Raw genomic sequence first — 13330 nt, 5'->3', positions numbered from 1 at the left:
GTACTGCAGGGGGGACCCTGTGGGAGAGTAGGACACCGCCGAACAAATTTTATGGGAAACCCCCGCACCGTTGGTGCGGGGGTTTTCTGCGTTGTACCTCCGATGTGCCTCGATGAAGGGGAAAAGAGGTGGGGCGGGGCCGGTGGGGGCGCTACGGTGATTTGCATGTACACGTATGAGGTTCGGGCTGTTCGGGCGGACGAGTGGCCCTCGGTGAAGGCTCTCCGGTTGCTGGCGCTGCGCGACCCGGTGGCGGATCTCGCCTTCTACGAGACGTACGACGAGGCGGTCGTCCGGCCGGACGACTTCTGGCGAGAGCGGACCGCCGGCGGTGCCGATGGAGGGGCCGGGGCCCGTCAGTTCGTCGCGGAGACACCCGACGGGGAGTTGGCGGGCACCGTCACCGTGCTGGTCGAGGCGGCCGGCAGCGTCGACTGGGCCGGGTCGGCCGTGGAGCGGTTGCAAGGGTGCGTCGTCGGGGTGTTCGTGCGGGCCGGGCATCGCGGAACGGGCGTGATCGAGGCGCTGTTCGGCGCGGCGGTGGAGTGGGCGTGGTCGTGGGGCGCGGAGCGGGTGCGGCTCGTCGTGCACGAGGACAACGGGCGGGCGCTCGCCTGCTACCGGCGGCTCGGCTTCTCGCCCACCGGTGTCGCTTTCGAAGAGCGGCGGGAGATCGAGATGGCGGTCGAACGGACCGGCCGGGCGTAGTCGTCAGGCCGGGAGTTCGTGGTGGGGCCAGCGGGCCCTGGCCTGTTCGCGGGAGCGGAGCAGGGCCAGTGTGGGCAGTCCGCGGTCGCGTCCGGTGGACAGCAGGTCCGGGAGCTGGGGGATGGGGGCCACGGCCGCGACGTCGTCGAGGACCAGGGTGAGTGGTGGGTCGAGGCGACCGGAGGATGACCGTTCGGCCATGCGCCGGCCGCGCTCGACCACGCTCGAGACGAGGGCCGTCAGGAGGGGCATCGCGCCGGGGTGTGTCCTGGGGTCCTCGAGGGATTCGCCGACCACGTAAAGCGTTCCCCCTTCGTCCACGAAGGAATCCAAGGCGAGGGCATCACTTCGGTTTGGAGTGCATGCCTCACGGATGTTGATCGTGGACAGGGCGGTGAGCGCACGGGAGGTCAGTTCCTGTGCGATGTCCCGGCGTTCGGGGTGTGCGGTGAGAGCGGCCTCGAGTTCGCCTGCCGCGCCGGGGGCCGCCTTGGGGCTGGTGCGGAGTGTGCGGACCGCTTCCTGGATCCCGGCCCCCTGGGACCAGCGGTGGACGTGCCGGACGGTGCGGCCGTCGATGGCGGCGGCGTGCAGGTAGCTGCGGAGGAGGGTTTCGGCGGTGTCGGTGACCGCCTGGTCCAGCCGGGCGGTGGGGCGGACCGGGGCCAGGAGCGCGGCCGCGCGGGCCGTCGCGGTGGCCTTGTCCTCGCAGCCCGCCGTGGGGGACCAGTGGAGCCGGGCGGGGGTGTCGCAGCGGTGGACGGGATCGTAGAGGTGGACGGGGCCCAGTTTGGCGCGGGCGTCCTTGGTGTCCTGCCAGAGCGCGGGGTTCGAGGTGAGGACGAGGGCGGGGCCCTCGGCCTCGCGCACGGCGCGGGCGGCGGTGGCGTGCCGGACGTCGGCCGGGGCGTAGTGGACCGCGGTCTCGGTGCGGCCCGTCGCCCAGCCGGTCAGGGGTTCGGCGGCCGCCACGGGTGCGGTGGGCCGTTCGGCCGGCGCGGAGACGGTCAGGGGGAGCGGCGCGGTTGCCGGCGTCGCCTGGGCCGGTGCCGCGGACGCGGGTTCGGCGGGCTGGGAGGCAGTCGTGGGGGCCGGGGTCTGGGCCGGGGGTGCGAGGGGGCCGGGGTCGACGCGCTGGGTGGGGACCTCGTGGTGGGGCGGCGGGGTCTGTTGCGGGGTCTGTTCCCGGGCCGGGGGCGCGGTCTTGGCGTGCCGTGTGGCGCGGACCGCCTTCCAGCGGGCGAAGGTCCCTATCCCGAACACCGTCAGCACGAAGAGGATCATCAGTTCGCCGATGAACAGGCCCCAGAACAGGCCGTAGCCCGACAGGTCCGAGGCCGTGGCGTCCGGCCAGGCGCCGGGGACGTCGTGGGGCTGGGCGACGAGGTGGCGCATGGCCTGCGGGGTGCGGGTGAAGGCGACGCCCGCGGGCCAGGAGCCGTGCGCGAACAGGGCGGCCAGTCCGGTCGCCGCCCAGACCAGCAGCGTCATGCCGAGCAGGAAGGCGAGTATGCCGACCAGGAGGCCGTCGGGGACGCCTCCCTGGCCGGCGGGGCGCTGCTCGTCACCCGGTCTCATGGCCACTCCCGCCCGCCTACGCCACCGTCGACTCGGACGAGCCGTCCAAGTCGGCCAGGTGCTGTTCCATGAAGGCCGCCGCCCTGCGTTCCTGTTCCATTTCGGCGGCGAGGAGGGCGTCGTCGTCGGACATGGTGCGGTCGGCGGAGGATTCCGTCATCGCCCGGTCGGTGAAGACGAGCGGCCGTTCCGTCTCGGTGACCAGGTGCTTCACCACCTGCACGTTGCCGTTGACGTCCCACACCGCGATGCCGGGGGTGAGGCTCGGGATGATCTCCACCGCCCACCTCGGCAGGCCGAGCACCCGGCCGGTGGCCCTCGCCTCGTCCGCTTTCTGGGCGTAGATCGTGCGGGTCGAGGCCATCTTCAGGATGGCGGCCGCCTCCTTCGCGGCCGCGCCGTCCACCACGTCGGACAGATGGTGCACGACCGCGACGAAGGACAGGCCGAGCCGGCGCCCGAACTTCAGCAGCCGCTGGAAGAGCTGGGCGACGAACGGGCTGTTGATGATGTGCCAGGCCTCTTCGACGAGGAAGATGCGCTTGACCCGGTCGGGGCGGATCCAGGTGTGCTCCAGCCACACCCCGACGATCGCCATCAGGATCGGCATGGCGATGGAGTTGCGGTCGATGTGGGACAGGTCGAAGACGATCAGCGGGGCGTCCAGGTCGATGCCGACGGTGGTCGGGCCGTCGAACATGCCGCGCAGGTCGCCGTCGACGAGGCGGTCCAGGACCAGCGCCACGTCCAGGCCCCAGGCCCGCACGTCGTCTATGGCGACGTTCATCGCCTCCGCCGACTCCGGCTCGGGGTGGCGCAGTTGCTCGACGATGTCGGTGAGCACCGGCTGGCGCTCCACGATCGTCTCGTTGACGTAGGCGTGGGCGACCTTGAGCGCGAAGCCGGAGCGTTCGTCGAGGCCGTGGCCCATGGCCACCTCGATGATCGTGCGCAGCAGCGCGAGCTGGCCCGTCGTGGTGATCGACGGGTCCAGGGGGTTGAGGCGGATGCCGTGGTCGAGGGCGGCCGCCGGGTCCAGGCGGATGGGAGTTATGCCGAGCGCCTGCGCGATGAGGTTCCACTCGCCGACGCCGTCCTCGCCCTGGGCGTCCAGGACGACGACCTGGCGGTCGCGGAAGCGGAGCTGGCGCAGGACGTAGGTCTTCTCCAGGGCGGACTTGCCGTTGCCGGACTCGCCGAGGACGAGCCAGTGCGGGGCGGGCAGCTGCTGGCCGTACAGCTGGAAGGGGTCGTAGATGTAGCCCTTCCCGGAGTAGACCTCGCGGCCGATGATGACGCCGGAGTCGCCGAGGCCGGGGGCGGCCGTGGGGAGGTAGACCGCCTGGGCCTGGCCGGTGGAGGTGCGGACCGGAAGGCGGGTCGTCTCCACCTTGCCGAACAGGAAGGACGTGAAGGCGTCGGTGAGGACGGACATCGGGTCCCGCATGTGAAGCCCCTACCTTCGGATTCCGGTGGCGAACGGGAGGGTGTTCACGAACGCGCGGTGGTGCTCGCGGTCGCACCACTCCAGCTTCAGGTACGACTTTCCGGCGGACGCCCTTATCGTCCGCTTGTCGCGGGCCAGTGCCTCGGGGTTGCGGGAGGAGACGGTGATGTAGCCGACCAGGTTCACGCCTGCCGCGCCGGACGCCAGGTCCTCGCCGCGCTGGTCGAGGCGGGAGTGGGCGGCGACGTCGCGGGGGTCGACGGTGCGGTTCATCTTGGCGGCGCGGCTCGCCTCCGCCTCGTCGTTCGTCTTCTCCGTCAGCATGCGTTCGATGGCGACCTCGGTGGGTTCGAGGTCCATGGTGACGGCGACCGTGCGGATGACGTCCGGGGTGTGGACCAGCAGGGGGGCCAGGAAGTTGACGCCCACGGGGGTCATCGGCCACTCCTTCACCCAGGCCGTGGCGTGGCACCAGGGCGCGCGGGTGGTCGACTCGCGGGTCTTGGCCTGGAGGTAGGTGGGCTCCATGGCGTCCAGCTCGGCCGGCCAGGCGTTGCGCTTGGTCATCGCCTGGATGTGGTCGATCGGGTGGTCCGGGTCGTACATGGAGTGGACGAGGGAGGACAGCCGGCCCTGGCCCAGGGGCTGGCGGACGCGGATGTCGGCCTCCTGGAGCCGGGAGCAGATGTCGGTGAGTTCGCGGGCCATGACGACGGCGAGGCCGGCGTCGCGGTCGAGTCTGCGGCCGGCCTGCGGGCGGGCGGCGCGTGCCATGGCGTGCGCCTCGGCGGCCAGTTCGCGGGTGAAGTGCATGCAGGCGACGAGGTAGGCGCGGTGCTGCTCGCTGCTCGTGGACACCATGGACTGCAACTGGTCGTAGGAGCGGGCCAGCCAGTCGGGGGACCGCTCGTCGCCCCGGACGGCGACGTCCTTGGCGTGGGCGTCGGGGTCGGCGGGGAGGGTGCGGGCGAGGATCTGGAGGCGGGTGACGAAGCCGTCGCCGTTGGCGACGTGCTTGAGGAGGGTGCCGAAGCGGTCGACGAGGGCTTCCTGGTCCTCGCTGTCGCGCAGGCCGACGCCCGGTCCCTCGATCTCGATCGCGGCCGTCACCGTGCGGCGGTCGGCGTGCAGGAGGACGGCGATCTCGTCGGGGCCGAAGGGCGCGGCCAGCCAGCTGATGCGGCCGATGCCCGGGGGCGGTCCGACCTCGACCTCCTGGCCGTCCAGCCGGGTGCCGGCCTCGACGGCGGACGAGCGGTACGTGGTGCCCCGGCGCAGGGTGCGCTTGTAGCTGCGGTTGATCTCGAACCACTTGTAGAACGTGCGGTGCTTGTACGGCACGTAGACGGCGGCCACGGCGAGCAGGGGGAAGCCGCTCAGCAGGACGATGCGCAGGGCGAGGACGGGGACGAGGAGACCGCACATCATGCCGAGGAACGCGCCGAGGACGATGAGCGCGATCTCGCCGGACTCGCGGTTGCGGCCGACGATCGCGTTGGGCCTGGCGCGGCCGATCAGATATGTACGGCGGGGCGTGACCGCGTGGGACACGTGGGAATCGGTCGTCAACGCCCTTCACCTCCCGTGCGGTTGGTACTGCTGTTGCGGGTGTTGCCGGCGTGCGGGGAGTTGACCGGGTTGCTCGCGCGGGGCGCGGGCGCGGCGGAGGGGACGGATCCGCCGCCGGCGTTCGAGCCGCGCGAGCTGTGCGCGGCCATCCCGCCGCCGGCCGGGTTGGAGGGGCGGGCGCCGGAGGAGCCGGACTGGCCGCCGCCGTTGTTGTCCGCACGGGTGCTGTGGGTCTTGATGCCCTGGGCGACGAGGGTCGCCGGGGAGCTGATGACGGCCGCGGCCTTGCCCTCGGCGCCCTGCATGATGCGGTTGTTGCGGCCGTTGGCGATCTCGTCGCCGAAGCCGGGGACGAAGCGGTAGATCATCGCGCTGGCGAAGATGGCGAGCAGGATGATGGCGAGACCGGAGACGACGGCCGAGAAGGCGTTCGGTCCGTCCCCGGCGGACAGCGCACCGGCCAGCCCGAGGACGATCACGATCACCGGTTTGACCAGGATGACGGCGATCATGATGCCGGCCCAGCGGCGGACGTGGTTCCACAGGTTCTTGTCGACCAGGCCCGCGTAGACGACGGTGCCGAGCAGCGCGCCGACGTACAGCAGGGCGGCCCGGATGACCAGCTCCAGCCAGAGCACTCCGGCGGCGAGGATCGACACCAGGGACACCACGATCAGCATGATCGGGCCGCCGCCGATGTTCTCGCCCTTGGCCAGTGCGGCGGAGAACGTGCCGAAGAACGTGTCGGTCTGGTTGCCGGTGGTCTTGGCGAGGACGTCCGTGATGCCGTCCGTGGCGGAGACGACGGTGTAGAGGATCAGGGGCGTGAAGGCGGAGGCCAGGACGGTCAGCCAGAGGAAGCCGACGGCTTCGCCGATGGCGGTGGTGAGGGGGACCCCGCGCACCGCCCGCTTGGCGACGGCCAGCAGCCACAGCAGCAGCGTCAGTACGGTGGAGGCCGCGAAGACGACGGCGTACTGCTGGAGGAACTTCTCGTTGGTGAAGTCCACGTTCGCCGTGTCCTTGACGGCGGCGCTGAGCTTGTCCACGGTCCAGGAGGCGGCGTCGGCACAGCCCTTGGCGAGCGAGGAGAGCGGGTCGAGGGTGTCGGAGACGCCTGGATCGGGGGTGGTGCCCGAGCCCGCGTTGCCCCTCTCGCAGTACTTCTTGGCATCGCCGGTGATGAGGCTGCAGTCCAGGCTGCCGGAAGGGGAGGGCGTCGGCGAGGGGCCGGGCGAGGGGGCCGCCGCGGCGCGGGTGGCCAGCAGGACGGCCGAGGCCTGAAGGGCCGTCACGACTCCGGTGAGCCGGAGCAGACGGCGCGGCTTACCGGGCATACGTGAGCCCTCCGTATTCCTGGATGGCCTTGCTGATCACGTCGGAGGTGGCCGCCGGGTCGTCGCCGGGGACGGGGGCCGGGCCGTCCTGCTGGGTGTCGCGGACGATCTTCCAGTCTCCGTCGGTCCACTGGAGGTCGAAGGTCCAGGTCTTCCACGACGAGGTGACCGGGTCGGTCGAGGTGGTTCCGGACATGCCGATGAGGCCCAGGTACCAGACGGCGACCTTGGCGGTGCTGTCGGAGTACGCGCGGGCGGTCGTGCCGACGGGGACCACGCGCGAGACGAAGGTGTCGCCCGTGGGGGCGTTGCCGTCGGCGTCGAGGCCCATCTTCGCGAGGAAGCCGGCCGAATACGCCTGGTCCATCGCGGGCTGCAGCTTGGCCGCCGTGGCGGCGGTGTAGACGGTGTCGACGAGGTCGTGCCTGCTGTCCTTGCGGAACATGCCGGTCGAGCCCAGGGCCGCCGCGAAGTTGGCGGCGGCCGACTCGGCTCCCTGTTGGGTGTGGGCGAAGCCGGACGGGACGCCGCCCGTCTTCGACTGCACGGGCTTCGTCCCCGTGGCCGCCGTGCTGGTCGCGGCTGGCTTGCCGGGTTCGCCTGCGTCGGTCGACGTGGAAGGGGAATCGCCTCCGCCACGGTTCGCGAAGGCGATCGCCGCGATCAGCAGGACGACGACGCCGACCACGGTGACCAGGTTGCGCGACGACGAGCGGCCGCCTTTGCGGGCGCCACCGTAGGGGTCGTTCTCGGGCAGGCGCAGACGGGTGCCGCCGTAGCCGCGGCCCTCTTCGGGGCGCGCGGACTCGCCGTAGTCGTGTTCGTCGCCGGGAGTCATGCCGGGAACGCCCCCTCGTTGCCGTACCGGAACGCGTGGTAGTACGACGGTAGCCGTGCTGGTTCCCGCGCGGGCGCGGTGTGGTGACTCGACATCAGGGACATCAGGGAAACGCAACCTCAGCCGGTGGGCACGACAGGTGGGTGGGGATGGCGGGCCGGGCGCGCCCGGACGGACGGGGGTGTGCGGAGGGGCGCGGTTACACGGCCATGCCGTACACGATCGTGAACAGCGTGCCGAGGGAGCCGATGATGAAGACTCCCGTGAGGCCGGCGATGATCAGGCCCTTGCCCTGTTCCGCACTGAAGGTGTCCCGCAGGGCAGTCGCGCCGATGCGCTGCTTGGCCGCGCCCCAGATGGCGATGCCGAGGCAGAGGAGGATGGCGACCGCCATCACGACCTCGATCATCACCTTGGCCTCGTTGCCCAGGCTGCCGAAGGGCCCCCAGTCCGGAGCGATCCCGCCGATGATGGTGTTGATGTCGCCTTTGTCGGCCGCAAACAGCATGTAAGTCACCGCCCCTGGTGGGTAGTTCCGCCGCTCCTCTGCCGGTGTGCAGAGGTCACGTCTCATTCTCGCCGACAAAGTCGCCGTCGTATGTCGACTTGACGTCATTGACGGACCGGATTCGTACGATTGGCTCGTATGGTCACTCTGTGTATCACGGCAGGTAACGCCGGGCAATGAGGTCGGTGCGGAACCTGTGGTGTGGTTCCGTCGTTAGCCCACTTCACGGCTCTGTGCCGTTTCTGACGGCCGGTCGGGTGAGCCTGCGTTTCGATGGTCTCACGGCGAACATCTCACGGTCCGCACAGGAAGTGATGAGAAGTCAGCGGATGAGGACGGTCCCGAGCGCGGGGCGCCGGGGTCGCGGGGCTCGGCGGTGCGGCTGTGCGGCGGTGCGGAGGAACCGCGTGGGGCCGGGTGCGGGGCCGGGCCTGGGCGGGGGCGGCCGCCGTGGGGATCGGGTGAAGGCGGAGTAAAGTCTGCTCGCCGCGTCCCGTGCCGGACCGGGCCGCGCGGCTGCCCGTCCCCTCCGAGCGCCGGCCGGTGAACCCATGACCAGTACGCAGAACCGGACCGAGCCGACCTCTCCGGGCGTCGACGGCGAAGGCGGCGCAGGGGCTCCGGTGACGGAGTTCTCGGAGCGCGCCTCGCGCATACGCCGCCGCCTGGAGCGGCTGATCGGCATCGCGGCGACCGAGGGCAACGCGCTCACCGCGCTGCGCAACGGGGACGAGATCTTTCCGGCGATGCTCTCGGCCATCCGGTCCGCCGAGCACACCGTGGACATGATGACGTTCGTGTACTGGCGGGGGGACGTCGCCCGCGACTTCGCGCGGGCGCTGGCCGACCGGGCCGCGGCGGGCATACGGGTGCGGCTGCTGCTGGACGGGTTCGGCAGCCGGCTGATCGAGAAGGATCTGCTGGCGGAGATGGAGCGGGCGGGCGTGCAGGTGGCCTGGTTCCGCAGACCCCTGACCCTCTCGCCGTTCAAGCAGAACCACCGCTGCCACCGCAAGGTCCTCGTCGTGGACGAGCGGACGGCCTTCACGGGCGGGGTCGGCATCGCCGAGGAGTGGTGCGGCAACGCGCGCAACGAGAACGAGTGGCGCGACACCCACGTCGAGGTCCGCGGGCCGGCCGTGGACGGTGTCGCCGCCGCCTTCGCGCAGAACTGGGCCGAGTGCCACGACGAACTCTTCGACGACCGGGACCGGTTCGTGTCGCACCGGCCGCAGGGCGACGCGGTGGTGCAGGTGGTGCGCGGCTCGGCCAGCTTCGGCTGGCAGGACATGCAGACCCTGATCCGGGTGATGCTGGAGTCGGCCGAGGAACGTTTCCGGCTGGCCACGGCCTACTTCTCGCCGGACGCCTTCTTCATCGAACTCCTGTGCGCCACCGCCCGGCGGGGCGTGGAGGTGGAGATCCTGCTGCCCGGCCCGTACACCGACAAGCGGGTCTGCCAGCTGGCCGGCCAGCACTACTACGAGGACCTCACCGCCTGTGGTGTGAAGATCTACCAGTACCAGCCGACGATGATGCACGCCAAGGTCATCACCGTCGACGGCGTGGCCGCGCTGGTGGGCTCGACCAACTTCAACCGCCGCTCCCTCGACCACGACGAGGAGATCATGCTGGCCGTGCTGGACCAGGAGTTCACGGCCACCCTGGACGGGCACTTCGACGACGACGTGAAGTCCGCCGAGCTGATCCGGGAAGGGCGGTGGAAGCGGCGTTCCGTGCTCCAGCGGGCGCGCGAGACCGCCGTCCTGCCTATCCGCCGGTTCCTCTGAGGCCGGAGCGTCTTCGGGCCGGTTCGTATGACCCGGATTCCCGCGGACATGCGTCCGGAATTCATGGGCGTGAAGGGGATTTCGCGGGGCACCTGACTTTGCGGAGGTCGATAAACATGGTTCCCCTGCTTCTTGTTCTGCTTCTCGCCCTGGTTCTGTTCGGCGCCGGCTTCGCCCTGAAGGCGCTGTGGTGGATCGCCGTCATCGTTCTGGCGGTCTGGCTGGTGGGCTTCGTGGTCCGCCCGGCCGGACATGGCGGCCGTAAGGGCCGCTGGTACCGCTGGTAGACGCACATCCGGTGAGAGGGGCCCTTTCGGCGACCGCCGGGAGGGCCCTTCGACTGTCGGCTGTGGGCCGTTCATTCGGCCGGGCCGTTTCCGGTATGCGCTCCGCCGCGCTTCAGCGCTTTCCGTGCTTTCAGCGCTTTCAGTGCGCTCCTCGAATGCGAAGTGATCGAATTCGTCCGCCCGCGGGGCCGGGGCGAATGCGTCCCGCGCACGGCGATTCGCCGTGACGACGGCTCTGGAGCGCTCGTCATCCGAAGACGGACGGGAGTCACTCCAATGGCCCAACGGCCGACCCCGCTGCCCCCGGCGCCCGCGCCCCCCGCGGCCGTACCGGTCTTCCCCGCCCGCGCCCGGCGATCCTCGTACGCGCGTCCGGAACCGGGAAGATTGTGCGGGCCGAGTGCGGGTAGCGTCGAAAGTGGTAACCGACGTTTCTCTCACCTTCGTGGGACACAGTGAACCCGATGAAGCGAAACGCCCTGCTCGGTGCGGTCATCATGCTGGCCGTCACCTCCGCCTCCGAGGCGGCCGCCGACGGCGGGCCCGGCCCCCTGGGGGTGACGGCCGTCGCTGTGGCGACGCCGCAGAGCGCCCGGGTCGGCGCGCTGTTCGCCGCCGAGGACGCCGAGGCGGGCAGCCTCGTCGGCGAGCACTTCTGCACCGCGTCCGTCGTGCGCAGCCCGCACCACAACCTCATCGCTACGGCGGCGCACTGCCTCGAAGGGGACGGTGAGTTCGTCTTCGTCCCCGGGTACCGCGAGGGACGGGCCCCCTACGGCGTCTGGAAGGTCGACCGGGTCTTCCTGCCCGAAGGGTGGGCGAAGAACCGGGACGAGGACAGCGACGTGGCGTTCGCCGCCCTGGACGAGCTGAAGGCCGAGGGCGTCGAGGACGTCGTCGGCGCCAACCGGTTCGCCACCGGCACCGCCACCGGGGCCACGGCGGTGACCGTCACCGGATACCCGCACGACGCCGAGGACCCGGTCCGCTGCACCAATCGGCCCACCCCGCACGACCGGTCCCAGCAGCGCATCGCCTGCCCCGGCCTCACCGGCGGTACGAGCGGCAGCCCGTGGGTGAACGGGGACGGCCGGGTCGTGGGCGTCCTGGGCGGTCATGAGCAGGGCGGGTCCACGGCCGACGTGTCCTACAGCGTCGTCCTGGGCGCGGAGGCCGCCGAGCTGTACCGCGCCGCGACCGCCGACCCCTGAGGCGACGGCCCGCCGGGCGGCGCCCGGCGGCTCTCCGTCGAGGTGCGTTCACCCCATCGTGACGGGGCCGCCCCTACACTGTCCGAGGCGGACTCCCGGGCGGCGAGGGGCGGTTGACGGTGCGTAGGACCTGGATCGTGGTGACCGCCGTCGCCGGCGCCGGAACCGCCTTCATGATGGCGCTCGTCATCGGCGTCTACGTCATCGGCGGGAACCTCGCCAACCAGGTGAGCGGAGCGACCAGGCAACTGGCCAAGGGCGCCGTGCCCGCGGCCTACCAGCCGCTCGTGGCCAAATGGGGCAATCTCTGCCCGGCCCTCAACCCCGCGCTGCTGGCGGCCCAGCTGTACCAGGAGAGCGGGTTCAACCCGAGGGCGCAAAGCGCCGCGGCCGCACAGGGGATAGCGCAGTTCATCCCCGGCACCTGGGCCACGCACGGCGTCGACGGCGACGGCGACGGCGACCGCGACGTCTGGGACCCGAATGACGCGATTCCGTCGGCCGCGTCGTACGACTGCCAGCTCGCGTCGTACGTGAAGACCGTCCCCGGCAACGCCACGCACAACATGCTCGCCGCGTACAACGCGGGACCTGACGCCGTCATCAGGTACGGCGGCGTCCCGCCGTACTCGGAGACCCGCAACTACGTGAAGACGATCACGACGCTGGAGGAGTCCTTCACCGCGCCGGTGACCCGCGTGGACCCCTCGAAGCAGGCCGCCGGAGCCATCTACTTCGCCCAGAAGAAGCTCGGGACGCCCTACCTGTGGGGCGGCAACGGCACCGCCGACCAGGGAGGACGCTTCGACTGCTCCGGGTTGACCAAGGCCGCCTACGAAAGCGTCGGGATCACCCTGCCCCGGGTCGCCAACGACCAGTACAACGCCGGACCGCACCCCAAGCGCAGCGAGTTGCTGCCCGGGGACCTGGTGTTCTTCTCCACCGACCCCGGCAACTCGCGGGCCATCCACCACGTGGGCATCTACGTCGGCGGCGGATACATGATCGACGCGCCGTACACGGGCGCCGTGATCCGGTTCGACCCGGTCGACACCTCCGAGTACTTCGGGGCCACCCGGGTCACCGAAGATGGCGCGAAAGCGCTCCCGACGACCGTCTGAGCCGGGCCGCCCACCCGGCGCTGAGCTGCGGAGACCTGTCTCTCTTCGATAACGTCTGAGTGATCATTCAGTGGAGAGCGGAACGTATCAACCGGGGCCGTGCGTTCCTGTTGGAGCGGGCGCACGTGAGGCGTGCCGAGCAGAACACGACGAAGGGGCCGCAGCACCATGGCTGGACTCGCCGAATCCGGGTCGAACCCCGACGTCGACCTCCTCTACGACATCAACGGACTGGCCAAGGACGCGCCGCACTGGCTCGACCGGGTGGTCGAGTTCGTGGGCGAGTACGGGCTGCTGCTCGCCATGGCGCTGCTGATCGTGTGGTGCTGGTGGGGCGTGCGGCGCCGGCCCGGCGGGGCCGAGGAGGCCGCGTCCTCCGTGGCCGCCCTGGTGTGGGCGCCGCTCGCCGCCGCAGTGGCCGTGCTGGTGAACGTGCCGATAAGGGGGTTCGTGGAGCGGCCGCGGCCCTTCCGGGACCATCAGGGGCTCGAAGTGCTGGTCTCCGGCAAGACCGACTACTCCTTCGTCAGCGACCACGCCACCCTCACCATGGCCATGGCCGTCGGCCTGTTCGTCGCCAACCGCAGGTTCGGGCTCGTCGGAATAGGGATCGCCCTGCTGGAGGGGTTCTGCCGGGTGTACATGGGCGTGCACTACCCGACCGACGTCGTGGGCGGGTTCGCGCTCGGGACCGCGGTGACGCTGCTGCTGTCGCCCGTCGCCTCCATGCTGCTCACCCCCGTGCTGAAGGCCATCGACCGGTCGCCGCGCGCCGGGTGGCTGGTGCGCGGCCGCGCCGCCCGGACCGGGGAGCGGGACGGTCTGCCGACCGGCGCGCGCCCCGGACTCGCCGCCGAGGAACGCGACCTCGCCGCCTAGGACTCCGTACGGGTCCTACGGGTCCTAGGCCGCCTAGGACCCCGTACGGGTCCTGCG

General features: G+C 71.0%; 12 protein-coding genes. 6 read left to right on the top strand and 6 right to left on the bottom strand.

The annotated features are described in order from the left end of the window. Positions 1 to 165 precede the first annotated feature (165 nt). Entirely contained in the window at positions 166 to 708 is a 543-nt protein-coding gene (locus tag ACGFSH_RS19450) for a GNAT family N-acetyltransferase (protein WP_393350019.1), read from the top strand. A 3-nt stretch (positions 709 to 711) separates the two neighbouring features. Here the strand turns inward: ACGFSH_RS19450 and ACGFSH_RS19445 are convergent, their stop codons facing one another. The 6 genes from ACGFSH_RS19445 to ACGFSH_RS19420 all read right to left on the bottom strand — a co-directional run bounded on the left by ACGFSH_RS19445 (position 712) and on the right by ACGFSH_RS19420 (position 7985). Next, positions 712 to 2286 (bottom strand): TraM recognition domain-containing protein, encoded by a 1575-nt coding sequence (locus ACGFSH_RS19445; protein WP_393350017.1) that lies wholly within the window; start codon positions 2284 to 2286, stop codon positions 712 to 714. Positions 2287 to 2302: 16 nt separating this feature from the next. Further along, on the bottom strand, positions 2303 to 3733 hold the full coding sequence (locus ACGFSH_RS19440; RefSeq protein ID WP_393350015.1) for an ATP-binding protein: 1431 nt from the start codon (positions 3731 to 3733) through the stop codon (positions 2303 to 2305). Between the two features lie 9 nt (positions 3734 to 3742). Next, entirely contained in the window at positions 3743 to 5302 is a 1560-nt protein-coding gene (locus ACGFSH_RS19435) for an SCO6880 family protein (protein WP_393350012.1), read from the bottom strand. Further along, positions 5299 to 6639: a hypothetical protein gene (locus ACGFSH_RS19430; RefSeq protein WP_393350010.1), complete on the bottom strand. Its 1341-nt coding sequence runs from the start codon at positions 6637 to 6639 to the stop codon at positions 5299 to 5301. The genes ACGFSH_RS19435 and ACGFSH_RS19430 overlap by 4 nt, the downstream gene beginning before the upstream one ends. After that, a complete protein-coding gene (locus tag ACGFSH_RS19425) occupies positions 6629 to 7477 on the bottom strand; it encodes a hypothetical protein (protein ID WP_393350008.1) in 849 nt (282 codons plus the stop codon). Before ACGFSH_RS19425 ends, ACGFSH_RS19430 begins: the two co-directional genes overlap by 11 nt. 199 nt (positions 7478 to 7676) lie before the next feature. Next, positions 7677 to 7985, bottom strand: coding sequence for a hypothetical protein (locus ACGFSH_RS19420; RefSeq protein WP_003991275.1), 309 nt, complete (start codon positions 7983 to 7985; stop codon positions 7677 to 7679). A 551-nt stretch (positions 7986 to 8536) separates the two neighbouring features. On the opposite strand from ACGFSH_RS19420, the gene ACGFSH_RS19415 reads away from it, so the two are divergent. The 5 genes from ACGFSH_RS19415 (at position 8537) to ACGFSH_RS19395 (ending at position 13273) form a co-directional block, all read left to right on the top strand. Further along, a complete protein-coding gene (locus ACGFSH_RS19415) occupies positions 8537 to 9775 on the top strand; it encodes a phosphatidylserine/phosphatidylglycerophosphate/cardiolipin synthase family protein (RefSeq protein WP_393350005.1) in 1239 nt (412 codons plus the stop codon). A 116-nt stretch (positions 9776 to 9891) separates the two neighbouring features. Continuing rightward, positions 9892 to 10062: a hydrophobic protein gene (locus ACGFSH_RS19410; RefSeq protein ID WP_069770632.1), complete on the top strand. Its 171-nt coding sequence runs from the start codon at positions 9892 to 9894 to the stop codon at positions 10060 to 10062. 464 nt (positions 10063 to 10526) lie between these two features. Then, positions 10527 to 11273 (top strand): trypsin-like peptidase domain-containing protein, encoded by a 747-nt coding sequence (locus tag ACGFSH_RS19405; RefSeq protein ID WP_393350003.1) that lies wholly within the window; start codon positions 10527 to 10529, stop codon positions 11271 to 11273. A 113-nt stretch (positions 11274 to 11386) separates the two neighbouring features. Then, complete coding sequence (locus ACGFSH_RS19400) at positions 11387 to 12394, top strand: NlpC/P60 family protein (RefSeq protein WP_393350001.1); 1008 nt, start codon at positions 11387 to 11389, stop codon at positions 12392 to 12394. Positions 12395 to 12562: 168 nt separating this feature from the next. Beyond that, complete coding sequence (locus tag ACGFSH_RS19395; protein WP_393349999.1) at positions 12563 to 13273, top strand: phosphatase PAP2 family protein; 711 nt, start codon at positions 12563 to 12565, stop codon at positions 13271 to 13273. The last annotated feature ends 57 nt before the right edge of the window (positions 13274 to 13330 follow it).

Origin of the sequence: Streptomyces sp. NPDC048481, assembly GCF_043200075.1 — a bacterium.
In the GTDB taxonomy this organism is placed as follows: domain Bacteria; phylum Actinomycetota; class Actinomycetes; order Streptomycetales; family Streptomycetaceae; genus Streptomyces.
Note: the sequence above shows the minus strand (reverse complement) of the source record. Positions and strands in the feature narration are given on the sequence as shown.